Genomic DNA, 25,020 nt, shown 5'->3' on the forward strand with positions numbered 1-25,020 from the left:
ATGAAAAAGCTGATAATCTTTACACTATTTATGCTTCAGGTATGGATTGCTACAGCACAACGGAATCCCCAAAAGGAAATTTTGGTCTTCTTTACCGAAGGTGCGGCTCTGGAAACAAAAATACAGAATGATAAGACTATCACTCTGCCGGTTTTTAGCTCGGAAATATTGAAGCAGAATTTATTACGTCTTGGGTTAACCGAAAGTTCATTTGAGCCAGCTAATCCACGATTCGTTGAAGCCGACACGCTAAAAGTACTTGCAGATGGTACAAGACTACAGCAATTGAATATGACAAAACTGTTTCGACTGCGAGTTGATGATGATGATGCGCGTAATACACTCATCAAAGAGTTGAATAAAATTCCTGAAGTTCTATATGCTGAGCAAAATGGTACGGTTACCCCTTACCTTATTCCAAGCGATGACCGGTTTAATGAACAGTGGGGATTAAGGAACACAATATTCCCGGGGAGAGATATTCACGCAGAACAAGCGTGGGATATATTCACGGGTAATCCCACCAACATCATAGCTATTGTTGATGGTGGTGTCGATGTCAATCACGAAGATTTGAATGAAAAGGTGACAGGTGGCGATACCGGGTTCGGATGGGATGGGCATGGTATTCACGTAGCAGGAATTGCAGCTGCTGAATCAAATAATGGGCAGGGCGTTTCAGGTGTTGACTGGAATGCTCAAATCCATCCTCAGCGCATCGACAACGTACAGGATGATGTTGACACTTATAATGCTATTGTGGACGCAGTTAATTTTTCTCCCAATGTTCATGTGCTAAATCACAGTTGGGGGCTTACCTTTCCGGACGAGTCTCCCGGACGAAACTCCATTACTGTACGTCAAGCATTTGCCCTGGCTTACAAAGCGAACCGTACATCAGTTGTGGCTATGGGCAATCATCAGCAAACCAATCCAGGCGTAGTTGCTTTTCCAGCCGGTTTTGATAATGTAATCGCTGTTGGCGCTTCAAATATTCAGGATGTGGTTGCTGGCTTTTCGGCAAGGGGAAATCATATTGATGTTGCTGCCCCGGGAGTGACAATTTTATCAACGTTTACAGCAGGTGGTTACGGCAATAACTCTGGAACTTCGATGGCAACACCTCATGTTTCTGGTATCGCATCATTATTAAAGGGGTTTAACGCTAATCTGTCGAACGATGATATTGAAAATATTATTCGACTCAGTGCTGACGATCTTGACAATCCCGGAGCTGGTGACGGAACTACCCCTGGATTTGACCAGAGTAGTGGAGCAGGACGAGTGAATGCAGAAAGAGCTTTGGGGTTTTTGGTCGCACCATTTTCTTTGAACAGATTGAGTTCGCAAGGCGGTGCAACTTTTGGTTCGCCAACCAATTATTATAATGTACTATTTCTAACAGCAGCAGGGCTAAGTTCTGCCTGGTATTCTGTACAACGGTATGAGGTTCGTAAATCAGTAACTTTTCCTCAGTCATATTGTCAATTTGTGGGCGCATGGGGTCGTGGAGTTGGTACTACGGGTTGGAGTGTTGCAAATCCAAACTATGGTGAGGGCTTCTGCGAGGTTGTGCCCGGAACGCTTACAAGCACTGGTGCAGTATTAAGAACTTACGTGTATAAAGTTTATACAATCTTAGGTCAATATGTAGGGTGGTATCCAACCAGCCCGGGTAATGTTACTTTTCAATACTCCGTACTCGGTATCCCTAATCCCAACGCAGGGATATCAGGGCCATCTCTTGTTTGTGATAATGGTCAATACAGTTTTCAAACTATGCCGCAAGGAGCAACTGGTATCTATTGGCAATCAAATAATCCTACCAATTTTCCAATTAACTCAAATGGTCTTGCCACACGCGTTGGTGGTTTTAATGGTGGTGTTTCTATTTGGGGTACCTATCTTGGTGGTGTTTGTAATGGGGTAACCATGACAAAGCCAGTACATGTCGGATTACCTACTGGTCAGATTTCGGGACCTTCAACAGTTTATCCTGGTCAGGTTTATACGTATAACGGAACATTTCATGATGGAACCTATGCATTTGAGTGGAGCGTAAATGGAGGTGGAAGCATATTTGCAGGCGGCTCTCCCAATAATTGGGTGAGCATTTATTGGAACACAGATGGTTCCGTTGACTTACAAACTACCAACCAGTGTGGCACAACCTATTCAAGTTTAAATGTAACAGTATCATCAGAGGGGGGGTGTGACCCTTGCCAGAGAAAACGATCAGAAGATCATACTGGAAATTTGGCTGATGAGAGTTTAGAAGAAGAGAATATCTCAGGCATATTAGCCGCTTATCCAAATCCATCTGATGATATCTTTACTGTCAGGTTCAATAATGAGTTAGAGATAAGTAAACCTATAAGCATAACTATATTCGATATAAAAGGTCAACCAATAAAATTGCTGTCTACCGACAAGAAAAAATTTACTTTCAGTTTGAGTGAATATCCAACAGGACTTTATTATCTGAGAGCAGATCTTCTTGACAAAAGAGCATTCGTTAAGCTTATCCGAAAGTAATTTGTCTTACCAACTCGCACACACATTGCCTGGCCGCACATTCAGTCCACAACCAAAGCCAGTCAATAAGTGTGCTCAGTGCAGTGTAAGTGGACAAAGTAGAAATGAAAAATGTCCCATCGCACGACTGACAAATAAAGCTTGGTGTAAGATTAACGTGTGACAAAAGACAAGGCTACGAATAAAATTTAGAGTAGGGCCCTACTACTGCCAACAATATGCATGTGACCATAGCGGGGGCTAGGTGTTGCGTTATAGTTTTTGTTTATTAATTTCGCTCACCCACGTGGGACAGGTCGCAGCAGGTCGGCTTTGCCATTCCCTACGGTCATTTGGCAAAGCCTCCTAAACCCCGCTACGGCACATGCACAAACGTTAGGCGGCATACTGGACAGACCTAAAAAAGTTATGTAATTTTATAATATTCGACATATAAGCATAAAACCTCATAGACATGAAAACAAAATCAATTTTAACAATGCTCCTGCTGACTTTGACGACATTCATTTTCGGCCAAACAAATCAATTAGACTCTAACGGAAAAAAAGATGGTAAATGGATAGTCTATCTTGACAAAGACTGGAAAAAAGTTGACGACAGCACTAAAGCAATTTATCACCGTTACACTTATTTTGACCACGGGACAAATATTTATCCAATGGGGCCATGTGGCGGAAAAGGTTACAAATTAGAGGGCGACACAAAAAACAAAATACTTAATGGTGAATACAAGTGGTATGACGCAAAAGGAAAATTAAGTTCCGTTCACGTTTTTAAAGACGGTGAATACATTTCTTGCAAAGAATATTTTCCAACAGGTGAATTAAGTCAACATTTTGACTATACAAAAAAGTGTGAAGGACAACCACACGGTTGGACAGTTTATATTTACGACAAAAAAGGAAATTTAACTTTGACATCCCCTACTTGTAAGGACAAAAATGGTAATTGGCCAAAAATGCGTGGTTAGACAAAAGTACGCCCGCCTAACACGGGTTTTGCGTTAGTGGGCGGACAGTGCATATAGAAACATTTGAGCAATAAATAAACTTTGGTGCTGGCAGACAGTTTACGGTTTCAAAAGCCCACCAACGCAAAGCCCGAAAACGTTAGTGGCAAGGCTATGACGACACAACCCGACAGACAAATCGGGTTCTTTTTGACATTTCATATTTTAGCAATTGCTTAAATAAACAAATTAACTATCTTTGCTCAATGGACAATAATTCTTGCATACGACAACAAGCAGACATTAAACAAATAAATCGCTGTAAAGACCGAGTTTCAGAACTCAACGGCTCGTTTGACTATTTATCGAACGGACTTGAATTAGCGGGAAACAACGTAAGACTCAAAATTCTGTTTCTGCTCTATGAAGAAAAACGACTTTGTGTCTGTGATATAAGCGACATTCTTGGAATGACAATTTCAGCAGTTTCACAACACTTGCGAAAACTAAAAGACAGAAAACTAATTGAAACAGAAAGAGAAGCTCAAACCATTTTTTACTCATTGACAAAAGAGTATGAAAAAATGCTGAGACCGTTTTTCAAAATACTTGACGAGAATAAAATATTAGAAACAATATGAAAACAGACAACAAACTAATTGGAGCAGGGCTTTTGACAGCAATTGCCGCTTCATTGTGTTGCATTACACCAGTCTTGGCTCTCATTGCAGGGACAAGCGGACTTGCTTCAACTTTTTCTTGGCTTGAACCTTTCCGACCGTATTTTATCGGTTTGACAATTTTGGTTCTTGGTTTTGCTTGGTATCAAAAGTTGAAACCAAAAAAACAAATTAACTGTAACTGTGAAACAGAAGTAAAACCTAAATTCATTCAATCAAAAAAGTTTTTAGGAATTGTAACAGCATTTGCAATCGTTATGCTTGCCTTTCCACACTACTCCAACATTTTCTATCCAAAGTCAGAAAAGCAAATCATAGTAGTAGACAAATCCAATATTCAAAAAGTAGAATTTACCATTAGCGGAATGACTTGTGCAAGTTGTGGCGAACACGTAAATCACGAAGTAAATAAATTGACAGGAATAATAAGTTCAAACGCTTCATACGAAAATGGAAACGCAATTGTAGAATTTGACAACTCAAAAACTAACATTGCAGACATTGAAAAAGCAATTAACTCAACAGGATATTCTGTAACCGACAAAAAAGAAAATTAAAATGGAAGTAATATTACAATCAACAATCACTTGCCCCAACTGCGGACACAAAAAAGAAGAAACAATGCCGACAGACGCTTGTCAATATTTTTACGAATGTGAAAAATGTAAGCAAGTTCTTAAACCAAAACAAGGCGACTGTTGTGTATATTGCAGTTACGGAAGTGTAGCTTGTCCACCAATTCAGCAAGACAAAAAATGTTGCTAACGGACAGAAATAAAGAAGCCCAGCCACTAACAGCGGTTTGGCGTAATGGCGGGTGTATTGCTTCGTATGACAGTTTTGTGGTAGGTTCAAGTGCAGTGCTTCGATTGAACTTTTGTGCTAAAAATCCGCCACTACGCCAAGCCGCAAAACGTTACCACCAATGCTAAAAGACGACACACTAGAAAATGAATTTAGAATTTGAAATATACGCTGAACAGCTAAAGTCATACTTATATAGACTGACAGCAAATAAAGAAGATGCGGAAGATTTGCTGCATGACACTTTTATAAAGGCTCATGAGAAAATTGAAACCTTTAAGGGAAATTCATCTTTAAAAACTTGGGTGTTTAGTATTGCTACCAATCTTGCCAAGGACAATCAAAGAGTTAAAAATCGTTGGGACTTAGATGTTCAAGACAAATGCAAAAATGCGGCAGTCGAAAACCCGAAAGTTGCGGAAAGAATAGTTTTATCGTTTAATAGCCAATCGGACTTACACTTTGAATTAAAGGAACATATCAACTATTGCTTCACTTGTGTTGCCAAAAACCTGACTTTGGAGAAACAAATAGCAATAATTTTAAAAGAAATATATGATTTCAAACGGACTGAAATTGCCAAAATACTGAATGTAACAGAAGGTGTGGTAAAACACCTATTGCATGACGGCAGAAAAGAACTTCAATTAAAATATGAAAACAGATGTGCTCTGATTAACAAAACCGGGGTATGTTATCAATGTGCTGAGTTAAACGACTATTTACAAACCGAGAAAAATTCAACTGAAAAAATTTCCAAATTAGGTTTAAGTCGGGATAAATCACCAGAAGAAAACCTTAAGCTGCGATTTCAAATCATCAATCAAATCAACCCTTTACACAGCAATGGTGCCGACTTAGAAGACACTATAATGCAAATATTAAGAGAAACCATAATTGACCGGTAGTTTCCGACCGTTTTAATGGCTCAAAACGTCTAATGAAGAAAACACAATAAAGACGTTTTTAACATTAACTCTAATTTCAATTATGACGACAACAACAAACGGCAAATCCAATCAACCTAAATGGCTCGATAAAAACGAGTATCCATTTAAAAATCATTTTTTCACCTTGCCTGAGGGAAATATGCACTATGTGGACGAAGGGGAAGGAGACCCCATAGTAATGGTGCATGGCAACCCAGCATGGAGTTTTGAGTTTAGAAATGTGATTAAGGAAATGTCCAAAACACATCGCTGTTTAGCTCCTGACCATATTGGGTTTGGGCTATCGGACAAACCTGAAAATTGGACGTACCTACCCGAACAACACGCCAAAAACTTTGAGCTTTGGATGGACAGCTTGGATTTACACAATATTACCCTTGTTGTAAATGACTGGGGTGGCCCTATTGGACTATCTTATGCCCTTAAACATCCTGAGAGAATAAAGAAAATTGTCATTTTGAACACATGGCTTTGGAGTGTAGAAAATGACCCGCATTTCAAAAAGTTCAGCAATTTTATGGGAAGCTGGTTTGGACGACTTCTGATAAAAAGATTTAATTTCTTTGGCAAACAAGTGGTTAAGAAAGCTGTTGGCGACTCAAAGAAATTGAGCAAAAATATACACAAGCATTACTATCTTCATTTGGAAACACCTGCACAACGAAAAGGATGTTACGTTTTCCCAAAACAAATCATCGGCTCAAGCAAGTGGTTAGACAGTTTGTGGCAACAGAAAGACAAAATCATCAGTATTCCCACAACCTTTGTATGGGGTATGAAAGATATTGCTTTCAGAGAACAGGATTTGAACTTTTGGCTTGACAATTGGAAAAATACAACTGTAGTCAAACTTCCTGAAATAGGGCATTTCCCGCAAGAAGAAGCACCAGAAGAAGTAATTAAGGTTTTAAAAGCAAAGTAATTTAAAAAAATGAAAAGTGTTTATCGTAAGAGTAGGGTTCTAAAACTAGCTGCTCTTATACTATATTTATCAATTTTTGAAACAGCATCAGGACAAGATAATACCGACAAAAGCATGACTGAGAAAGAAAAATCACTTCAGGCCGTTTTAGATAAAACGGTTGATAATAAAAAAGTGTTTGGGGCATCTTTTGCCTTCAAAAAAGACACTTTAACTTGGCAAGGTTCATCGGGGAATATGAGCATAGACCAACCCTATTTTATTGCAAGTACAACCAAACTTTTTACAACTGCGATTATCTTGAAACTAAGGGCAGATGGCAAATTAAATCTTGATGACAAAATCAGCAAATACATTGAACAATCAATCTTATCGGGACTGCATGTTTATAAAGGGAAAGACTATTCTCAAGAACTAACTATTCAACATTTGCTTTCTCATACTTCGGGCTTACCAGACTATTTTCAAGACAAAGGCTCCAATGGTAAAAGTCTGGAAGACGAGTTGATAAGTGGCCATGACCAATACTGGACTTTTGAGCAGACTATAGAGAGAACCAAATCAATTGAACCTCATTTTGCACCGGGTAGAAAGGGAAAGGCTCATTATTCAGATGCTAATTTTCAACTTTTGGGTAAAATAATTGAGAACATAACTCACAAGCCGTATACTGAAAACTGCCAAGACATAATTATTAAACCACTTGGCTTGATAAACACCTATCTATATCAAGACTCAACTGACAAAACACCTAAAACATTATATTACAAAAGCACTGAGTTAAATATACCCAAAGCAATGACTTCATTTGGGGCAGACGGTGGTATCGTTTCTACTTCAAACGATATGCTTATTTTTATTGAAGCATTTTTTATAGGCAAATTATTTCCACAGACTTACATTGACGAATTGCAAGAATGGAACAGAATCTTTTTTCCAATGCAATCCGGTATCGGAATTCATTTATTCAAGCTTCCTTGGATTTTTAATCCGACAGGTGCTGTACCATACTTCATTGGCCATTCAGGACTTTCGGGTGCTTTGGCATATTACAGTCCGAAAGAAAATATCTTCATAGTTGGAACCGTAAATCAAGTTGCAAACCCTGAGATTTCCTTTAAGACAATGATTAAATTAACTCAACAAATAAAGAAACAATGAGAAGCACTGGTGGTAACAGCGTGTTGCCTCAATTGGCGGTGACGTGCTAAATTGAAGCTGAGTGCTCCTATCAAACTTTAGTGCAGTTTGACAGTGAAGTGCTCCGAAATCGCCAACTGCGGCAACACGCAAAACGTTGGGTGCAAGCTTAAAAAACGACAACACAAAGAAATTACGATATGGGATTTTACTTTAGAAAATCAAAAGGTTTACTCGGTGGACTTTTCCGACTGAACTTCTCAAAACGGGGCGTTGGTGTCTCGACAGGTGTTAAAGGTGCAAGATTTGTAGTTGGACCAGCAGGGACATATGTTCACCTTGGACGGAAAGGTTTTTATTACAAAAAATATCTTGGTAAAGGACTTTTTAAATCTGACAAAGAGAAAGAACAATATAACCAATTAGCCAAAGATTTTCATATTCCAGCGGCTGACGAAATTCCTGCAACAATTACAACGAGCAATTTTGACAGAATTACAGATAGCGAATCTACTGACTTTATAAATGAATTACAGGAAAAAGATAAAAAGATACGACTGCAAAAGATTTTGGGTTTATATCCTTCAATCATCATTTTATTATTTGTTGCTTACAAATTATTTGAAGTAACAAACACTATTGAAGAGCATCAGAACTTTGCTACAATCAAAAATGAAACCGTAAACCTTAGAGACCAACCCAAAACCGAAAACTCAAAAATTCTTGACAAATCTCACAAAGGTGATAAGTTTGTTTTACTTGGAGAAACTGAAAATCATTGGTTCAAAGTTTTAACTGCGAACAATGACACTGCTTATGTTCACGGTGACTTGGTAACAACATCAAATGAATTAATTAAATCAGAAACAATAAGACGGTTTGATGACAATCCCAATATGAGATATATTTTATTTGGAACAGCTTTCATACCTCTCCTCCTTTTAAATCTTTTTCTATACAGTAACGATAAAAGAAGAAAATCTATTTTCATTACATACGAGCTTGATGAAATTGTTCAAGAATTACAAAAAGATATGCTTACAGGATTTAAACAGTTTACAAACTCAAATAAAAAATGGCAAGTAGTAAATGCTCGTAGAACAAATGATGCAAAATACAGTGCAGGAGCTACTGTAACAGTAGACAGAAAAGAAATAAAGGAAATTTCAAGTCACAAATTGCCGTCTCCTTTTTTTGAAACGAATGTCAAAATACCATTTATAGGATTGCAAAATACCGAGCTTTACTTTCTGCCTGACCGCTTATTGCTCAAACGAAACAATAAATTTGCAGCAGTTCAATACAGTAATCTAAACATTGACATTTTGCCAGTAAGTTTTAGGGAATATAATGGGGTTCCATCTGATGCAACAGTTGCAGATTACACTTATAAATATGTAAATAAAAGTGGCGGAGCAGATAGGAGATTTTCAAATAATCCAAGAATCCCAATTTGCGCTTATACTGAATACCACTTTTCATCTGATGAAGGAATTAATGAAATAATTATGCCATCAAAGTCAGATGCTTTAGATGATTTTGTAATACAGTTAAGGACTATTGGAAAACTCCAAAGTGGAAATTTAGGTCGTAACATAAATAATTCAGCTTCCCAATTTTCAACTTCAACATTCACAAACTACGACATTCCTGAATATGACCCCCTTTTTCAAGAAGCTGCTGAATTAGTTGTTTTGCATCAATCAGCTTCGACATCACTAATTCAAAGGAAATTAAAATTGGGATACAATCGAGCGGGCAGAATTATGGATGAATTAGAGCAAGCAAAAATTGTTGGAAGATTTGATGATTCTAATGGCAGAGAACTTTTAATAAAAGACCAAGATGAATTGAATAGAGTTCTTTCAAGCTTATCAAGTAAATTACCCACTTCTATAAGCACTTCAAATGTGAAGGGAACATTATCAAAAGAGTATTTCAATTTACTATCTGACTTATCAAAGCATCTTTCAGACATAACTGATAAATTAAAATTTGATGAAGCATTTACAGATTGTAAGCTCCCCCTTTTTAGGACAACTCTAAATTAGAAAATTTATTCATTGTTATCATAGTAACCGGCTGTGGGTTTGTGGGAAACTCGTTTCGAGTTTTCCATAAATCCACTGCCAGCATGTCCGCAGGACTGCGACCTTCTAGCGCGTCATGGGGACGGTGGTAGTTATAATCATTCATCCACTCGTCTGCCAGGATTCTAACCTGGGTCAGCGATTCGAATACGTATGCATCAAGCACATCCTTCCGAAAGCTCCCATTAAAACGCTCGATGTATGTGTAAGCTCCCCCTTTTTAGGACAACTCTAAATTAGAAAATTTATTCATTGTTATCATAGTAACCGGCTGTGGGTTTGTGGGAAACTCGTTTCGAGTTTTCCATAAATCCACTGCCAGCATGTCCGCAGGACTGCGACCTTCTAGCGCGTCATGGGGACGGTGGTAGTTATAATCATTCATCCACTCGTCTGCCAGGATTCTAACCTGGGTCAGCGATTCGAATACGTATGCATCAAGCACATCCTTCCGAAAGCTCCCATTAAAACGCTCGATGTATGCATTTTGGGAAGGTTTGCCTGGTTGAATGAATTGTAAATGGATACCATTCTCCTCGCACCATAAGCCAAGTTTGCTTGATATGAATTCGGGCCCATTATCAACCCTGATTCGCTTGGGTTTCCCTCTCCACCCAATGACTTGTTCCAGCACCCGTATCACCCGTTCGGCTCTCATTGAGGTGTCCACTTCAATAGCCAGAGCCTCGCGGTTAAAGTCATCCAGCAGGTTCAGCACCCTGAACTTACGACCTGACAAAAGAGAATCACTCATAAAATCCATCGACCATTTTGCATTGATATGGCTAACCGCCTCCAGGGGCTGGAGCGCGCGTGCCGGTAACCTCTTTTTCCTTTTCGCTTCATATTCAATTTCAATAGTTTATACACCCGGTGGATGCGTTTATGGTTCCATAATAATCCTTCCTTTCGTATCCTGAAGTACATTTTCCAAAACCCTCCGTAGGCCGTTTCTCCGCTAAATCCTGAAGTTTGTCAATCACCACATGATCGTCCTTCTTACTTTGGTAGTAGTAAACCGAACGTGAGATATCCATCACTTTACAGGCCCGACCGAGGCTGACTTTAAATGTCGTTCTCAGATGGTCTACATGGGTTCGCTTCTCAGCGGGCCTTAATACTTTTTTCCCAAAACATCTTTAAGCATCTTGTTGTCCAGGGCCAGGTCGGCATACATCTGCTTGAGTTTCCGGTTTTCTTCCTCAAGTTCCTTAACCCGCTTGAGTTCGCTCATCTCCATGCCCCCGTATTTTGCCTTCCAGTTATAAATGGTGGCTTTCGAAATCCCCTGATCGCGGGCAATATCCTGGATGTTTTTGCCAGCATCAAACTCCTTGAGAATGTTGAAAATCTGGACTTCGGTGAATCGTGTTCTTTTCATAGTTAACAGTTTAAAGTTAGACCTTTTGTCTAATTCAAAACTGTCCTATTTTCGGGGGAGCTTACATATGCATTTTGGGAAGGTTTGCCTGGTTGAATGAATTGTAAATGGATACCATTCTCCTCGCACCATAAGCCAAGTTTGCTTGATATGAATTCGGGCCCATTATCAACCCTGATTCGCTTGGGTTTCCCTCTCCACCCAATGACTTGTTCCAGCACCCGTATCACCCGTTCGGCTCTCATTGAGGTGTCCACTTCAATAGCCAGAGCCTCGCGGTTAAAGTCATCCAGCAGGTTCAGCACCCTGAACTTACGACCTGACAAAAGAGAATCACTCATAAAATCCATCGACCAGCTTGCATTGATATGGCTAACCGCCTCCAGGGGCTGGAGCGCGCGTGCCGGTAACCTCTTTTTCCTTTTCGCTTCATATTCAATTTCAATAGTTTATACACCCGGTGGATGCGTTTATGGTTCCATAATAATCCTTCCTTTCGTATCCTGAAGTACATTTTCCAAAACCCTCCGTAGGCCGTTTCTCCGCTAAATCCTGAAGTTTGTCAATCACCACATGATCGTCCTTCTTACTTTGGTAGTAGTAAACCGAACGTGAGATATCCATCACTTTACAGGCCCGACCGAGGCTGACTTTAAATGTCGTTCTCAGATGGTCTACATGGGTTCGCTTCTCAGCGGGCCTTAATACTTTTTTCCCAAAACATCTTTAAGCATCTTGTTGTCCAGGGCCAGGTCGGCATACATCTGCTTGAGTTTCCGGTTTTCTTCCTCAAGTTCCTTAACCCGCTTGAGTTCGCTCATCTCCATGCCCCCGTATTTTGCCTTCCAGTTATAAATGGTGGCTTTCGAAATCCCCTGATCGCGGGCAATATCCTGGATGTTTTTGCCAGCATCAAACTCCTTGAGAATGTTGAAAATCTGGACTTCGGTGAATCGTGTTCTTTTCATAGTTAACAGTTTAAAGTTAGACCTTTTGTCTAATTCAAAACTGTCCTATTTTCGGGGGAGCTTACAAGATAATTTTAAACATACATTAACTGAATCTACCCCCGAAACATTTGTTCCTTATTGTGTCCTTTACGATATGACACAAATTTTCAAAATTTTAACAAACGGAAAAATTATACTTGATAGCGTGGAAATGTCAGGATTAGTTCTTCTATCAATGAGAATTATTGAAACAGAAACAGATTTTTTATCGCTTGATTATGAAACAATAGCCAATTCGCATTCATCAGGAAAGTTTAAAAATATGGCTGACACAATTTTAGAAATTGCAGACAAAAGCAACCCTCTAAAAATTGACATTCAAGAAACCAAAGATGGAGAGCCAGTTTCCTCTACTAAAGTTCAAAACAATCTTTCTTTACCAGCTACATTAAAGCTTTTAGACCATCCCCTTTTTGATGATTATGTTACAACTTTATATCGTTTTGCAACGATAATCGCAAAAGCTGATAATATAGTAACCAAAAAAGAAGAAACTGCCTTGAAAGAAATATATCAGATAACGCACAAACCAGTTCCAGAAGATGAAAACAAAGCAGTTAATATTTCAGAAGCTGAAGAATCAGAAAGCTTAGAACAAGTTTTGGCGGAACTTGAAAGTTTGATAGGACTTGATGATGTAAAGCGAGAAGTTAAGTCTTTAATCAACTTTATACAAATTCAAAAAGAACGTGAAAAGCAAGGACTTAAAAACTCACAAGTATCTTACCATTGTGTTTTTACAGGCTCACCAGGAACAGGAAAAACTACAATTGCTCGTTTAGTTGCCAAAATTTACAAGCATTTAGGGATATTAGAGAAAGGTCAATTAGTAGAAACAGACCGTTCAGGACTTGTTGCAGAATATTTAGGTCAGACATCAACCAAAGTTGACAAAGTTGTTAAATCTGCTCTTGACGGAATCCTTTTTATAGATGAAGCTTATGCGTTAGTTGGACAAGGAAATGATGATTATGGGAAAGAAGCCGTTGCAGCTTTAATAAAACGAATGGAAGACAATCGAGACAAATTGGTTTTAATTGTAGCAGGATATTCGGAAGAAATGAAAACATTCATTGATACTAATCCCGGCTTCAAATCTCGGTTTAACAGATATATTCATTTCCCTGACTATACGCCAGACGAAATGATAAAAATTTATGAATTGCTATGTTCTAAATCTGAATATAACATTTCACCAAGTGCTAAAACCCTTTTGACAGACGCTTTTAAACACCTTTACGAGACAAAAACAAAGGACTTTGGCAACGGTAGACTTGTAAGAAATATTTTTGAGAAGTCAATCGAAAACCAATCAAACAGAATTGCTTTGACAGACCAACAGTTGACTAAAGAGATATTAACAACAATAGAATCAGAAGACATACCAAACGTGACAATATATGCAAGTTGACAAACAAACAAGAAAGCCAGCACCCAACAGGCGTTTGGCTCAATGGCGGGTGACGTGGTTAATTGAACATTCTACCTCGCATCAACTTTTGTGGTGTATTGACAGTTTTGTACTCCGAAATCCGCCACTGCGCCAAGCGCCAAAACGTTGGGCACAATAGCCAAATGAAAAAGTACCTCATTATATCAGGACTCTTAATTACCATTTCCTGTTCCGGACAAAGTAATTTATCAAAGCGGACTGTTTATTCTCACTTTATAAATGACAACATAAAAGAATATGACTCAATGTTTAATAAACGGACTGACTTAATACTTTTGACAACCATAGATAAGTTCGAGTCAGTTATTGACAGCCTTTACCTGTTTGACTTTTTATCTGGAAATATTGAAAACAATGAGTTCTATCAAAAGACATTCATAGGACAAGAACCTACTTTGTATTTTGACATGCCTCCTACCTATGGACTAGGTAAAATGCTAAAACATGACACAGAACTAGGACAATTGATGTTAAAATTATTTTCGAACTATAAACAAGACCTTTCGGCTATTTCCGACATAGACACAAACTACAACATAAAAGTAATTAAGAAGGCTAAACCCTACTTTAAAATGGGTTGGACTAAGTTTCACAAAAAGCACAAGGACTGCTATGGAATAATTCGTTTTTCAAATATCATATTCAATGACAGTTATGACCGAGCTATGTTTTACGTGGAAAACTACAAAGGAAGTCTTGATGCCTCAGGTGACATAGTTGTTATGAGAAAAATAAACGACAAGTGGACAATTGAGTATTATATTAATCAATGGATGAGTTAAGGCTACTGTGCCCAACACCAGGTTTATGCCAGCTGCGGGTGACAGGTTGAAATGTAGTTTTGTTTTACTAATTTCGTTTACGTAACGGTGGACAATGACGGCTTCGATAGCCGCAGCCGTCATAAACCCAAAACGTTGTGCACCATGCGGTCGGACAAAATAATCTTACGCATCTGGTGACAACGTAAACAAGATAAATTCATCCCCGCAGACAATAACGGCAGACAAGCAATCAATTACGTTCGGGCTTCACACTGCGACCGCGCGACAATCAAGTTTCAAAATTACGTTCCGGCTTTCGGGACAGTTTGGGCTTCGGTCGACAATAACTGACTAAAACAAAATACATCGGACTCATTTACGCAGACAGTTTTACATCCAGTCGTCAAGATTTCGCTCCGCGGATAGTTTCTGGATTTCTCCCACGCGCACGTGTTGGCACCGTACAGTCTGTCTATTACGTGGGACTTAGAATAAGTTTCAAAATAAAGTTAAGGTTTGCCGACAGCATTTTATCTTTATATAACGTACGACAGACCGCACGGTGCACAACAACAAGTTTGCGCAACGGCTGGTTGACGACCAACTATTTAGTATATTTACTTTACAACGTTTGGTTTCGTGGGACAAGGAATGTTTCACTAACAGCCGATGCGCAAACTCAAACGTTGTGGGTTATATTGGCTGGACATAGATGAGTACTGTAAACATTCAGACATTTATAAAATTTGGTTCTGAGGAGAACATTCGAGACCTCCAAGAAAATGGGACTATTTACTGTAATACAATTGAGTACTTCAGACAACTTGAAGACTCTTATTTAAGAGGAGACAGTTACGAGGGGACTTTTAAGATTACTAACTACCCTCCTGACAGTAAAATAACTCTTTATCTTCCAGACAAAAAAGAAATAGAACTCAAGACAGCCAAACTACATCTTCGAGAATTTTATACCGACATCAAAGGAAATATCTATTGCTTGACCGCAATTACAAGAGAGGAGATTATAAAACTTGAGACTCTAAAGTTGGACTTAAAGAATTCAAGATTTGGGACACACTTTTTATTAATCAAGGACAACCAACAATTTTTCGACCGACTGATGAAAGGGTTCGAAAATGAAAAATTGAGCATTAAGACTGGCTTTGTGAAATATTACGACAAACATTTAATAAACGGAGAGTTGGACTTATTTCATAAAAGCAAAGAATTTGAGTATCAAAAGGAGTTTCGAATAATTGTTAAGAATGACAGGCAAAATCCAATTAAGTTTCAGATTGGTTCACTAAAAGAGATTTCTGAAATATTTGAAACAAAGGACTTAGAAACACTGGTGTGCCAATACAACCCCCAACACCGTGTTTAAGTAATTGCGGGGTGTTGTGTGCCAATTCAAATTCGTTTCTTAATTTAGTCCCACAACGTGGGACAGTTGCGCAGCAGGTCGGGTTTAACATTCCGTTTCACTCCATTTTTAAACCCTCCTATGCCCGCAACTCCTTAAACACAAAACGTTGGCAGCAAGGCAACCAAAGACAATGAAGATTTCAAATGACAGACATAAAATTAGAAATCGAGACAAGGACAAATGAAAGAATTGAATACCGAATCCCAGACGGTTTAATTCTAATGAAAAGTGACGACCAATCAACGAGAGACATAACAGTTTATGATTTAATAGCACATCACGTTGGACTCTCTTACGTTGGACAAGACATTTACGTTAATGAATCCGGAGAAGAATATATTAGAACAAAGTACGGGTTTGAGTCAGCCATTCGCTATAACCAAAACATAAAAATATTAGAATCTGAACGACTAATAGACGAACTGCAGTACAAACTGAAAATTGCAAGAGAGAAGACCGAAAAGTACGGAGAGATAATAAAAGTTTTGGAAGCAAAAAGCCGAGAACAAAAGGAGAAATTAAAAAAAGTGACTAGTCCTTTTCAAGATGAAAATGAAGCATTGAGACAAGAAATTAAGCAACTAATAAGAGAATTGCCTGAGTTCAAACAGATAAATGAATCAGTAATCGGTAAACTGAAAAGATTAATCAAGCAAGCTAACGAAAGGACTTCGACAGAAAGTTCAAATAAAAGTAAATTGGACTGGTCAACATATAATGACTTGCTTGCCGACAATGACGAGTAAATTGGAGCTACTAATAAAGAGCGGTGTGGGTTGCCCAGCTGCCAACAGCAGGTTTGCGCAATGGCGGGGTTCGGACACTGCCTAATTAAGTGTGTAAGTGCTGGGTAACGACTAAGCAACTGCGTAAAGGTTTTATATTTTGCATCTGCCTTCGAAGATAGTTAAAAATTGATTTACGATTAGTGGCCAGTTTCTCACGGGCAAGGTCCATTTTTTGGTGATCTCCCGTAAAGCCAGGTACACCGCTTTCACCACCGCCTGGTCGTCAGGGAACGAAAGTTTGTTGTTGGTATACTTGCGGATTTTTCCGTTGAGATTTTCGATAATGTTCGTGGTATAGATCAGCGTTCGGATTTCGATCGGATAATCGAAGAAGTGCGTGAGGTTATCCCAATTCGTTTTCCACGACTTGATAGCATGCGGATATTTTTGCCCCATGTTACTTCAAAGGTTGCTCTAAGGCTTGAGCAGCCAGGCTCTTTGTTTGGTGCTCCGTAAACAGTCTTCAAATCGGCTACAAATTGTTTCTTGTCTTTCCAGACAACGTAGCGAAGCGCATTTCTGATCTGATGAACTACACAAATCTGGGTTACCGATTGGGTAAACACGCTGGTGATTGCATCGGTGAAGCCCTTCAGATTATCGGTGCTGGTGATGAGAATATCTTCCACGCCACGGCTTTTAAATCAGTAAGTACACTTATCCAGAATGAAGCACTTTCGCTTTCACCCAGCCACATGCCCAATACTTCCTTAAACCCCTGAGCATTAAGGCCTACGGCCAGGTAAATGGTTTTGTTGATCACCTTCCCATTCTGCCGGACTTTGAATACGATCCCATCCATCCACACCACAAAGTACACCGATGAAAGAGGCCTGCTTTGCCACTCCGTTACCAACGTATGTACCCGCGAGGTAACGTTGAAATAGTGGCATCCGAAACATTCACACCATAGATTTCCCGGATTTGTATTTCAATGTCGCGTACGCTCATACCCCGGGCATATAAGGAGATGATAATTTCTTCGATGCCTTCTACGAACCGGCTGCGCTTGGGAACCAGGACGGGCTCAAACGTGCTGTTCCGATCCCGAGGTACTTCTATCTGTAGTTCACCTCGCGTGGTCTTGATGGTCTTACGGGTTTTTCCGTTCCGTGAGTTCCCGGAGTTAATCCCTTCTGGTGAATGTTTGGCATAGCCCAAATGGCCATCGAGTTCACCTTCCAGCATTTGCTCCATGCCCTTTTTGAAAAGTTCATCGATAAAGCTGTTGAGGTCTTTCGAATTCTTAAATTGCTTGAGAAACTCAGGGGTGAGCATCTCTTTGAGTAGTGGGTGTTGTTCTTGATTTTCCATGGTAACTGTGTTTAAAGTTAAGTCTTTAAATGCAACCGATTCGGCTGAAAGTGGTACATTCCACATCCCCTTTCAGCAAGGCCGAATCGGGCCTTTACACAGTTGCTTAGTCGTTACCGGGGTTCGGTGTTTATTTGTAAATTGGTTTTCAAATTACGTTTGGTCACGGTTGACAGTGACGTGTAGGTCGCGCTAAACATTCCGCTATGCTCCATTTTTTAGCGCTCCTATACCCGCCACTGCACAAACCCAAACGTTGCCGGCAATTGGGTTGGCTACGTGGACAGAGTAGACCAAGCCGACAACATTTCGGCCGACAAATGCAAAATGACTTTTGAGTAATGGAAACACGATTGATGTACATCGAATTAAAATCTGGCTACTCGGACAATGGACCAGCATGGATTGGACTCGTGACATTCTCGCGGACAAAGACGACAATTTATTTTAACAACAAGTCATTTAAAAAGAGTCGAGGAGTTGGTTCCAACTTTTACGACATCGAGACAGGTGACGCGTACTGGATTTCAGGAGTTAAGAAAAACGGAGAAGACCGACACTGGGCAGGGAACGGAAAAATACTAATCGACAAAAAAGTAGTTGACGACTACTTGAAAATCACGGGTGACGAGCGACTCGACAAATCCAAATTTGAAATAACAGAAATAAAGGAGACGCGAGACAAAAAGGACTTTGTTGAGATAGAAAATCAAATCAAAGAATAAGGAATTGGGTTTCGTGACAGCCGACAACTCGCGGACTAAAAACTAAACGACTGACAAAAAATTGAACGCACGACTTACGATAACGGACGAAACCCAACAGCCGGCAACAATGTGCATGAGCCATAGCGGGGGTTCGGTGTTGCGTTGCGGTTTCGGTTTCAATATTTAAATTTATCACGTGGGACAAGTCGCAGCAGGTCGGCCTTGGCATTCCGCTTCGCTTCATTGCCAAGTCCTCCTAAACCCCGCTACGGCTCATGCACTCACGTTGCCGCCAATACGCGAAAAATCTACGCAGACAACGTTTGACTAACTGACAAAGACTCATCTCCGCGGACAATAAATTAGCTCTTGACAAAGACTTTTATAAAATCCAGTGTACGCGGATACGCGGACAAAATTTCGGACTTTAAAACAAAGGGCTTTTGACAAAAGACTTATAACTCAAATTCACCTACGCGGACACGCGGAAAAGTTTTAGACTAATTGAATATTTGACAACGGACTTTAAATAAATGCCCTTGTCGCGCGCGACACGCGCGAAAGCAGCCCCCCCCTACCGTAGACAAGAAAATCGCGCGAAGCGCGAATTTTTTTGCGGTTTGGTGAAGGAAATTTTGAAAAATTGACCTTAAATAAATTTTTTTGGACATTTTCTTGTGAACCAGAGGTAAGTGGCTGGGAATTTTGACAGGTTGTAATTATAGATTAAGGTTTTGAGTTTTGCAATAGCTTTACCTGCGTGGCTGCGATTGGAAACCTCAGCGAACAAGCAGGGTTTGCACTGAAAAAAGTTTTGGGCTGTCATACTGATGGCCCATACTTTTTTTAGGGAAACAGAAAAAGAGTTTCCCATGTAGGTATCACGCAGCATAGGCCATGGGTGTTTGATAGTTGAGCGCCTGGTGTGGCCTTTTATGGTTGTAATCATCGACCCACTTGTGAGTGACTTGCCGGGCGTTATCCAGTGAAATTGAATACGTTGGCATCCAACACATCTTCGCGATAAGTTTTGTTGAATCGTTCGATGATGGCGTTCTGTTGCGGCTTTCCTTTCTGTATCGGGTTCCACTGGATGTGGTTGTTGTGCATCCAGTTCATAAAGCGTTTGGCGCGGAACTCAGGGCCGTTGTCGGTACGGATGCTGAGCGGTTTGCCGTACCGCTCAATGGCACGCTCCAATGCTTCTATTACCCTTCTGGCCGGCAGGTTAAAGTCCACCTCAATACCCATACACTGGCGGTTGAAATGGTCCACGATGTTGAGTGTGCGGAATGTACGCCCGCTATCCAGGGCATCGCTCATAAAGTCCATGGCCCACTCGATATTGGCCTGCAGGGGTATAGAAAGGGGTTGGCGGGGTTGTCTTTGATGCGCTTGCGCAGTTTGCGGTGAAGGGAAAACCCTTCACGCTCATATACTCTGCGAATTTTACTGTCGCCCCATTCCGGGTGATTCTTTTGTACCAGCTTGATTACCTTCATCCTTCCCTTACGGCTTGTTCCGATGACTTGTTCGATTGCTTTTTACCACGGCATCTTTGGCCGGCATCCGCTTGCGGTAATACTTTTTAGTACGCGAACAGCCCACCAGTTTGCACGCCCGGACATGGCTCATTCGAAACTGCTTCTTCAAATGGGCCAGGCCGTGTTCTTTTGTCCGGGCGTCAGAACTTTTTGAGAGCAGGTCTTTTATGGCATCAATCTCCAGGCTCTGGTTGGCCACAATTTTCTTGAGCCTCGCATTTTCATACTCAAGTTCTTTAAGTCGCTTAAGTTCGTCAACGGTCATGCCCGCGTACTTGCTGCGCCAATTGTAGAACGTAGCCTCGCTAATACCATGCTTGCGGCATACTTCGGCCACCTTCTGGTCTTGTTGGATTTGTTCGTTGAGGATGCCAATAATCTGGGCCTCGGTAAATTTGCTCTTCTTCATTTTGACTTTTTTTGGTCGGTTAAATTAGAAAATCCTACTTTTAACCTGTTCAAAAAAAGCAGCCTAGTACCCAGACAACGTTTTGTAAAAGTGGAGCCAGACGCGTCCAAAAAATAGTTTTTGGTGGACTTCTTAACAGAAGTCCAAAACAAGGTTAACGGTGGACGCGTACTGGCGGCAACACCAGGTTTATGCCAGCTGCGGGCGACCGGTGGAAATGTAGTTTGGTTTTACTAACTTCGTTTTCAACACGTGGGACAAATTCGGCTTCGAAAACCGCAGCCGTCATAAACCCAAAACGTTGGCGCCAAGCCGGTGACCTGCAAAAAACGACAGGTAAACTGACCAAAATTTATTAACTTGTGACAAACATTTAAGCTTATGTCGACAGTAGAATTGAGAAAGCGGTTAATTGACAAAATTCAAAAGACCCAAGACGGAAGAATCCTCGAAGAAGCATATAGACTTCTGAAATTGAAACAGACGACATTGAAGTCTATAAATTAAATGACGACCAAAAAATGCAATTAGTGAAGCCAGACAGCAGATTAAAACGGACAATTTTGACTGAAGAACAAGCTAATAAAGAGATTGACGAATGGTTAAACAAATAATTTGGTCTCAAAAAGAAACTCAGAACGACAGAAAGCAAATTTTAGAATACTGGAGAAATAGAAATAAATCAAATACTTACAGTAAAAATTGGACAAGAGATTAGAGAGAAGCACTCAATATTATTCAGGACTACCCACAAATAGGCAAACAGACTGACGACCAAAAGCCAGAATCAAAATAGTAAAGGACTACTTCCTAATATACGAAGAGACCGCTGACGCAATAATTCTCCTTACAATTTGGGACAGCAGACAAGACCCAGAAAAATTAGAAAAGATTTTAAAGTGACCGGCCAGGCGCCAACACCAGGTTTGTTTAATGGCGGGCGACACAGTCGCCCGTAGTGTAAACAAGTTTATGTATATTCGTGTAGGCGGACAAATCCGTTGGATTTATCCGCCACTAAACAAACCCAAAACGTTGCCGGCAAGCCATTTCGGACAGAGACTCGTCACACATTAACGGTTGACAGAAATGAAATTCGAGCTAATTCCAATAATTGACACAATGTTGGACTTGTATGCAAAACCTCGTTCAAAGGAGAGGTTTCAAGAATACATTTCAATGCTTCGGGACGGAAAAATGGAGATTTGACTTTGCCCATTGTTGGTTTCAACCCAATGGCAAAAGAACACATTCTGCAGAAACTGATGGAATTAAAAGAACTGAAGGCGGAACAGGTTATTCAAGATACACTTAAAAGTATCAACATAATATTGAAAGAAGGGCAAGACCAAAGGACATTCAAAGTGGTTTTAAATTTGGCGGACGACTTGAAAGGTGGATGGACAAATTCCTACACTACTGATTATGACAGTAAGTTTAAAATCAATGCACTTGTTACCAGAGCCTTTTGTACCCCATTCTTTTGGACAAGTGAAAGTTACTCGGAACAACTGATTAGGAGAAGGACTCTTGAATATGCTTTCAGAACAATCTATTGGCTGACAAATCCAAAACCAAAAACTCTTAAAGACCATATTGAGCAAGAAATGTACGTGGCTAAAATGAGTAAAATAGATTCTGACAATCTTGACTCAAATGAATTTGAGCTACTGGACAACTTCTTTTCAAAATATCAAGAGTCGGAGGACTATGGAATTGTTTTCAATTTTCTATACGGGGACAATGCCTCAAAGTCATTAGAATTTTCTACGCATGGAGTAACTGGAAAGGCAAACGGATTTGACTATGCAAAAGTCATCCATTCGCGGAGAATTTAGTTTAAACCGACTAGACTTCTGTACGCGGACAATTTGGAAACAAGGGCTAACGATTCAAGTTGCAGTGGTAGAAATGGCCAGCCGGCAACAAAATGTTTATGCAATGCGGGGTTTGGTGTTAAATTAAAGTTTATGTTTCAAAATGTAGTTTGGTCACGGGGACAGTTTGGAGCAGGTCGGGCTTAACATTCCGCTGCGCTCCATTTTAAGTCCTCCTATTCCCCGCACTGCATAAACACAAGTGTTGGCGGTAATTGCAAGACAAACAAAATTATTATGAGAAACATTTTACTTTTGACATTATTGACATTATTTGCTTGCGGAAATGATGAACTAATGAATGAAGTCACATTTTCAGGACTGGTTATTGAAACTGATAAACGACAAAAACAATTGCAAGGAATAAAGATTGATTTACTCGTTCCGGTTTCCATAGGTATTGACAGTATTCTCCAATCGACAACTACAGATTCAGAAGGAAAATATTTGTTTCAAGTAGACAATTTGAATAACAGATTCGAGTTATATAAAATTGATATTTCAGACGCTTATTATAAAAGATGTATTGAGCTTTTAGACCCTGATATGACATCCTCAGGGCATAGGACAATCAAAAGAAATTCAGTCAATATTTGGAATTTAAATGCTTGCGTGACTGGTAAGGTCGAAACAATTGTATCCAAGCAGTCAACGCTGACAAAGGACACAATCAGTATCGTTGTGAGTACAAAGTATCCAAACGGAACTTATTTTACGGATTCAAACCCAATTTCAGTGACTCACAATAAACAATGGACAAATGTTTACTTTTACAATGTTGTAAGGTCAGTAAGATACACAATTGAATTAAAGAAAGAGAACGGGGACATAATTTCGTGGACAGAAGAGAAGGAACTAATACCAAAGGAGACAATTACGTTTGATATTGAGGACACTGCCTAATTAAGTGTGTAAGTGCTGGGTAACGACTAAGCAACTGCGTAAAGGTTTTATATTTTGCATCTGCCTTCGAAGATAGTTAAAAATTGATTTACGATTAGTGGCCAGTTTCTCACGGGCAAGGTCCATTTTTTGGTGATCTCCCGTAAAGCCAGGTACACCGCTTTCACCACCGCCTGGTCGTCAGGGAACGAAAGTTTGTTGTTGGTATACTTGCGGATTTTTCCGTTGAGATTTTCGATAATGTTCGTGGTATAGATCAGCGTTCGGATTTCGATCGGATAATCGAAGAAGTGCGTGAGGTTATCCCAATTCGTTTTCCACGACTTGATAGCATGCGGATATTTTTGCCCCATGTTACTTCAAATTTGCTCTAAGGCTTGAGCAGCCAGGCTCTTTGTTTGGTGCTCCGTAAACAGTCTTCAAATCGGCTACAAATTGTTTCTTGTCTTTCCAGACAACGTAGCGAAGCGCATTTCTGATCTGATGAACTACACAAATCTGGGTTACCGATTGGGTAAACACGCTGGTGATTGCATCGGTGAAGCCCTTCAGATTATCGGTGCTGGTGATGAGAATATCTTCCACGCCACGGCTTTTTAAATCAGTAAGTACACTTATCCAGAATGAAGCACTTTCGCTTTCACCCAGCCACATGCCCAATACTTCCTTAAACCCCTGAGCATTAAGGCCTACGGCCAGGTAAATGGTTTTGTTGATCACCTTCCCATTCTGCCGGACTTTGAATACGATCCCATCCATCCACACCACAAAGTACACCGATGAAAGAGGCCTGCTTTGCCACTCCGTTACCAACGTATGTACCCGCGAGGTAACGTTGAAATAGTGGCATCCGAAACATTCACACCATAGATTTCCCGGATTTGTATTTCAATGTCGCGTACGCTCATACCCCGGGCATATAAGGAGATGATGATTTCTTCGATGCCTTCTACGAACCGGCTGCGCTTGGGAACCAGGACGGGCTCAAACGTGCTGTTCCGATCCGAGGTACTTCTATCTGTAGTTCACCTCGCGTGGTCTTGATGGTCTTACGGGTTTTTCCGTTCCGTGAGTTCCCGGAGTTAATCCCTTCTGGTGAATGTTTGGCATAGCCCAAATGGCCATCGAGTTCACCTTCCAGCATTTGCTCCATGCCCTTTTTGAAAAGTTCATCGATAAAGCTGTTGAGGTCTTTCGAATTCTTAAATTGCTTGAGAAACTCAGGGGTGAGCATCTCTTTGAGTAGTGGGTGTTGTTCTTGATTTTCCATGGTAACTGTGTTTAAAGTTAAGTCTTTAAATGCAACCGATTCGGCTGAAAGTGGTACATTCCACATCCCCTTTCAGCAAGGCCGAATCGGGCCTTTACACAGTT

23 protein-coding genes and 5 pseudogenes are annotated in these 25,020 nt (G+C 40.2%); 17 read left to right on the forward strand and 11 right to left on the reverse strand.

Features of this window, described 5'->3' with window-relative positions; all coding sequences use genetic code 11:
- From HRU69_13855 to HRU69_13900, 10 genes and pseudogenes are all read left to right on the forward strand, one after another.
- Entirely contained in the window at positions 1-2,535 is a 2,535-nt protein-coding gene (locus HRU69_13855) for a S8 family serine peptidase (protein ID QOI98510.1), read from the forward strand.
- Positions 2,536-2,989: 454 nt separating this feature from the next.
- Positions 2,990-3,505, forward strand: a complete 516-nt coding sequence (locus HRU69_13860; protein ID QOI98511.1) for a hypothetical protein — start codon at positions 2,990-2,992, stop codon at positions 3,503-3,505.
- Positions 3,506-3,750: 245 nt separating this feature from the next.
- On the forward strand, positions 3,751-4,125 hold the full coding sequence (locus HRU69_13865) for a winged helix-turn-helix transcriptional regulator (GenBank protein ID QOI98512.1): 375 nt from the start codon (positions 3,751-3,753) through the stop codon (positions 4,123-4,125).
- On the forward strand, positions 4,122-4,721 hold the full coding sequence (gene merTP, locus HRU69_13870; GenBank protein ID QOI98513.1) for a mercuric transport protein MerTP: 600 nt from the start codon (positions 4,122-4,124) through the stop codon (positions 4,719-4,721). The genes HRU69_13865 and merTP overlap by 4 nt, the downstream gene beginning before the upstream one ends.
- Before the next feature lie 393 nt (positions 4,722-5,114).
- Positions 5,115-5,876: an RNA polymerase sigma factor gene (locus HRU69_13875; protein QOI98514.1), complete on the forward strand. Its 762-nt coding sequence runs from the start codon at positions 5,115-5,117 to the stop codon at positions 5,874-5,876.
- 82 nt (positions 5,877-5,958) lie between these two features.
- Positions 5,959-6,840 (forward strand): alpha/beta fold hydrolase, encoded by an 882-nt coding sequence (locus tag HRU69_13880; GenBank protein QOI98515.1) that lies wholly within the window; start codon positions 5,959-5,961, stop codon positions 6,838-6,840.
- A 114-nt stretch (positions 6,841-6,954) separates the two neighbouring features.
- Positions 6,955-8,001, forward strand: coding sequence for a beta-lactamase family protein (locus tag HRU69_13885; GenBank protein QOI98939.1), 1,047 nt, complete (start codon positions 6,955-6,957; stop codon positions 7,999-8,001).
- Positions 8,002-8,180: 179 nt separating this feature from the next.
- A pseudogene (locus HRU69_13890) lies at positions 8,181-8,357 on the forward strand (DUF4236 domain-containing protein).
- 63 nt (positions 8,358-8,420) lie between these two features.
- Positions 8,421-8,816: pseudogene (locus tag HRU69_13895) on the forward strand (SH3 domain-containing protein).
- A gap of 60 nt (positions 8,817-8,876) precedes the next feature.
- A complete protein-coding gene (locus HRU69_13900) occupies positions 8,877-10,031 on the forward strand; it encodes a hypothetical protein (GenBank protein QOI98940.1) in 1,155 nt (384 codons plus the stop codon).
- On the opposite strand, the gene HRU69_13905 is transcribed toward HRU69_13900, so the two are convergent.
- From HRU69_13905 to HRU69_13925, 5 genes and pseudogenes are all read right to left on the reverse strand, one after another.
- Entirely contained in the window at positions 10,012-10,236 is a 225-nt protein-coding gene (locus HRU69_13905; protein QOI98516.1) for a transposase, read from the reverse strand. The two genes, HRU69_13900 and HRU69_13905, sit on opposite strands and share 20 nt — an antisense overlap.
- A gap of 153 nt (positions 10,237-10,389) precedes the next feature.
- Positions 10,390-11,451 (reverse strand): annotated as a pseudogene (locus tag HRU69_13910) (IS3 family transposase).
- A 29-nt stretch (positions 11,452-11,480) separates the two neighbouring features.
- Positions 11,481-11,792 carry a transposase family protein gene (locus tag HRU69_13915; GenBank protein QOI98517.1) on the reverse strand — a complete coding sequence of 104 codons (312 nt, stop codon included), beginning with the start codon at positions 11,790-11,792 and terminating at the stop codon, positions 11,481-11,483.
- Between the two features lie 100 nt (positions 11,793-11,892).
- Positions 11,893-12,075 carry a hypothetical protein gene (locus HRU69_13920; GenBank protein QOI98518.1) on the reverse strand — a complete coding sequence of 61 codons (183 nt, stop codon included), beginning with the start codon at positions 12,073-12,075 and terminating at the stop codon, positions 11,893-11,895.
- A gap of 77 nt (positions 12,076-12,152) precedes the next feature.
- Complete coding sequence (locus tag HRU69_13925; GenBank protein QOI98519.1) at positions 12,153-12,419, reverse strand: transposase; 267 nt, start codon at positions 12,417-12,419, stop codon at positions 12,153-12,155.
- A gap of 304 nt (positions 12,420-12,723) precedes the next feature.
- Here HRU69_13925 and HRU69_13930 point away from each other — a divergent pair, with 304 nt between their 5' ends.
- From HRU69_13930 to HRU69_13945, 4 genes are all read left to right on the forward strand, one after another.
- A complete protein-coding gene (locus HRU69_13930; protein ID QOI98941.1) occupies positions 12,724-13,872 on the forward strand; it encodes an AAA family ATPase in 1,149 nt (382 codons plus the stop codon).
- Positions 13,873-14,036: 164 nt separating this feature from the next.
- Positions 14,037-14,696: a hypothetical protein gene (locus HRU69_13935; GenBank protein ID QOI98520.1), complete on the forward strand. Its 660-nt coding sequence runs from the start codon at positions 14,037-14,039 to the stop codon at positions 14,694-14,696.
- Between the two features lie 694 nt (positions 14,697-15,390).
- Entirely contained in the window at positions 15,391-16,062 is a 672-nt protein-coding gene (locus HRU69_13940) for a hypothetical protein (protein QOI98521.1), read from the forward strand.
- A 185-nt stretch (positions 16,063-16,247) separates the two neighbouring features.
- Complete coding sequence (locus HRU69_13945; GenBank protein ID QOI98522.1) at positions 16,248-16,850, forward strand: hypothetical protein; 603 nt, start codon at positions 16,248-16,250, stop codon at positions 16,848-16,850.
- A gap of 132 nt (positions 16,851-16,982) precedes the next feature.
- Here the strand turns inward: HRU69_13945 and HRU69_13950 are convergent.
- Positions 16,983-18,170: pseudogene (locus tag HRU69_13950) on the reverse strand (IS256 family transposase).
- A gap of 377 nt (positions 18,171-18,547) precedes the next feature.
- Between HRU69_13950 and HRU69_13955 the strand changes: the two are divergent.
- Positions 18,548-18,931, forward strand: a complete 384-nt coding sequence (locus HRU69_13955; GenBank protein ID QOI98523.1) for a hypothetical protein — start codon at positions 18,548-18,550, stop codon at positions 18,929-18,931.
- Positions 18,932-19,794: 863 nt separating this feature from the next.
- Here the strand turns inward: HRU69_13955 and HRU69_13960 are convergent.
- Genes HRU69_13960 through HRU69_13975 form a run of 4 tightly spaced genes read right to left on the reverse strand, consistent with a single transcriptional unit; the run spans position 19,795 to position 20,866 of the window.
- Positions 19,795-19,920, reverse strand: a complete 126-nt coding sequence (locus tag HRU69_13960) for a transposase (GenBank protein QOI98524.1) — start codon at positions 19,918-19,920, stop codon at positions 19,795-19,797.
- Positions 19,892-20,245 carry a transposase family protein gene (locus HRU69_13965; protein QOI98525.1) on the reverse strand — a complete coding sequence of 118 codons (354 nt, stop codon included), beginning with the start codon at positions 20,243-20,245 and terminating at the stop codon, positions 19,892-19,894. The genes HRU69_13960 and HRU69_13965 overlap by 29 nt, the downstream gene beginning before the upstream one ends.
- Positions 20,233-20,415 (reverse strand): hypothetical protein, encoded by a 183-nt coding sequence (locus tag HRU69_13970; protein QOI98526.1) that lies wholly within the window; start codon positions 20,413-20,415, stop codon positions 20,233-20,235. Before HRU69_13970 ends, HRU69_13965 begins: the two co-directional genes overlap by 13 nt.
- A gap of 7 nt (positions 20,416-20,422) precedes the next feature.
- A complete protein-coding gene (locus tag HRU69_13975) occupies positions 20,423-20,866 on the reverse strand; it encodes a transposase (protein ID QOI98527.1) in 444 nt (147 codons plus the stop codon).
- 1,235 nt (positions 20,867-22,101) lie between these two features.
- Between HRU69_13975 and HRU69_13980 the strand changes: the two genes are divergently transcribed.
- Together HRU69_13980 and HRU69_13985 are read left to right on the forward strand one after the other, a co-directional pair.
- Positions 22,102-22,704 (forward strand): hypothetical protein, encoded by a 603-nt coding sequence (locus HRU69_13980; protein ID QOI98528.1) that lies wholly within the window; start codon positions 22,102-22,104, stop codon positions 22,702-22,704.
- A gap of 276 nt (positions 22,705-22,980) precedes the next feature.
- Complete coding sequence (locus HRU69_13985) at positions 22,981-23,646, forward strand: hypothetical protein (GenBank protein QOI98529.1); 666 nt, start codon at positions 22,981-22,983, stop codon at positions 23,644-23,646.
- 47 nt (positions 23,647-23,693) lie between these two features.
- Here HRU69_13985 and HRU69_13990 read toward each other — a convergent pair.
- Positions 23,694-24,880: pseudogene (locus HRU69_13990) on the reverse strand (IS256 family transposase).
- Between the last annotated feature and the right edge of the window lie 140 nt (positions 24,881-25,020).

Source organism: Flammeovirgaceae bacterium (assembly GCA_015180985.1).
Lineage (GTDB): Bacteria > Bacteroidota > Bacteroidia > Cytophagales > Cyclobacteriaceae > UBA2336.

Excerpts from the sequence above, each read along its gene's own strand:
- HRU69_13855 (QOI98510.1), top strand. The coding sequence starts at position 1 with ATGAAAAAGCTGATAATCTTTACACTATTTATGCTTCAGGTATGGATT.
- HRU69_13860 (QOI98511.1), top strand. The coding sequence starts at position 2,990 with ATGAAAACAAAATCAATTTTAACAATGCTCCTGCTGACTTTGACGACA.
- HRU69_13865 (QOI98512.1), top strand. The coding sequence starts at position 3,751 with ATGGACAATAATTCTTGCATACGACAACAAGCAGACATTAAACAAATA.
- merTP (QOI98513.1), top strand. The coding sequence starts at position 4,122 with ATGAAAACAGACAACAAACTAATTGGAGCAGGGCTTTTGACAGCAATT.
- HRU69_13875 (QOI98514.1), top strand. The coding sequence starts at position 5,115 with ATGAATTTAGAATTTGAAATATACGCTGAACAGCTAAAGTCATACTTA.
- HRU69_13880 (QOI98515.1), top strand. The coding sequence starts at position 5,959 with ATGACGACAACAACAAACGGCAAATCCAATCAACCTAAATGGCTCGAT.
- HRU69_13885 (QOI98939.1), top strand. The coding sequence starts at position 6,955 with ATGACTGAGAAAGAAAAATCACTTCAGGCCGTTTTAGATAAAACGGTT.
- HRU69_13900 (QOI98940.1), top strand. The coding sequence starts at position 8,877 with ATGAGATATATTTTATTTGGAACAGCTTTCATACCTCTCCTCCTTTTA.
- HRU69_13915 (QOI98517.1), bottom strand. The coding sequence starts at position 11,792 with ATGAGTGATTCTCTTTTGTCAGGTCGTAAGTTCAGGGTGCTGAACCTG.
- HRU69_13920 (QOI98518.1), bottom strand. The coding sequence starts at position 12,075 with ATGGATATCTCACGTTCGGTTTACTACTACCAAAGTAAGAAGGACGAT.
- HRU69_13925 (QOI98519.1), bottom strand. The coding sequence starts at position 12,419 with ATGAAAAGAACACGATTCACCGAAGTCCAGATTTTCAACATTCTCAAG.
- HRU69_13930 (QOI98941.1), top strand. The coding sequence starts at position 12,724 with ATGGCTGACACAATTTTAGAAATTGCAGACAAAAGCAACCCTCTAAAA.
- HRU69_13935 (QOI98520.1), top strand. The coding sequence starts at position 14,037 with ATGAAAAAGTACCTCATTATATCAGGACTCTTAATTACCATTTCCTGT.
- HRU69_13940 (QOI98521.1), top strand. The coding sequence starts at position 15,391 with ATGAGTACTGTAAACATTCAGACATTTATAAAATTTGGTTCTGAGGAG.
- HRU69_13945 (QOI98522.1), top strand. The coding sequence starts at position 16,248 with ATGACAGACATAAAATTAGAAATCGAGACAAGGACAAATGAAAGAATT.
- HRU69_13955 (QOI98523.1), top strand. The coding sequence starts at position 18,548 with ATGGAAACACGATTGATGTACATCGAATTAAAATCTGGCTACTCGGAC.
- HRU69_13960 (QOI98524.1), bottom strand. The coding sequence starts at position 19,920 with ATGCCAACGTATTCAATTTCACTGGATAACGCCCGGCAAGTCACTCAC.
- HRU69_13965 (QOI98525.1), bottom strand. The coding sequence starts at position 20,245 with ATGGACTTTATGAGCGATGCCCTGGATAGCGGGCGTACATTCCGCACA.
- HRU69_13970 (QOI98526.1), bottom strand. The coding sequence starts at position 20,415 with ATGAAGGTAATCAAGCTGGTACAAAAGAATCACCCGGAATGGGGCGAC.
- HRU69_13975 (QOI98527.1), bottom strand. The coding sequence starts at position 20,866 with ATGAAGAAGAGCAAATTTACCGAGGCCCAGATTATTGGCATCCTCAAC.
- HRU69_13980 (QOI98528.1), top strand. The coding sequence starts at position 22,102 with ATGGCAAAAGAACACATTCTGCAGAAACTGATGGAATTAAAAGAACTG.
- HRU69_13985 (QOI98529.1), top strand. The coding sequence starts at position 22,981 with ATGAGAAACATTTTACTTTTGACATTATTGACATTATTTGCTTGCGGA.